Below are 421 nucleotides of genomic sequence, written 5' to 3'. Positions count from 1 at the left end.
GGGCAACCATCAATGGGTGCCACTGCTGGGGCGGACGGCGGCGATCATTGACAGTCAGCCCCGCAATGGCGCGCTGATCTTCCCCTATAAGGCAGACAGCATCGGTGCATCATTTCGCCGCGCCTGCAACCGGCTACAGATCGAGAATCTTCACTTCCACGATCTGCGTCACGAGGGAACGTCCAGGCTGTTTGAGCAGGGGTACACCATTCCAGAGGTCGCAATCGTGACCGGCCACAAGGATTGGAAATCGCTGAAGCGCTACACGCAGCTCGCACCAAGTTCGCTACATCGAGATCCCCTTCACCAGCCGCTGCCTCATTCACTGATACTCCGGCCGGCGCCAACTTCTGCCTCGGAGCCAGATAGTGATTGACTTCAAGCGAGTGGTAGGAAAGTCGTTCAGAGCAGTGGCGTATGC

The 421-nt window shown here is 58.2% G+C and carries 1 protein-coding gene; it reads left to right on the top strand.

Features of this window, described 5'->3' with window-relative positions:
* The coding region (locus D7X55_RS41615) for a tyrosine-type recombinase/integrase (RefSeq protein ID WP_147470520.1) at nucleotides 1-376 on the top strand (376 nt) is incomplete at its 5' end.
* Nucleotides 377-421 lie beyond the last annotated feature (45 nt).

Origin of the sequence: Corallococcus sp. AB049A (assembly GCF_003668885.1) — a bacterium.
Lineage (GTDB): Bacteria > Myxococcota > Myxococcia > Myxococcales > Myxococcaceae > Corallococcus > Corallococcus interemptor.
Note: the sequence above shows the minus strand (reverse complement) of the source record. Positions and strands in the feature narration are given on the sequence as shown.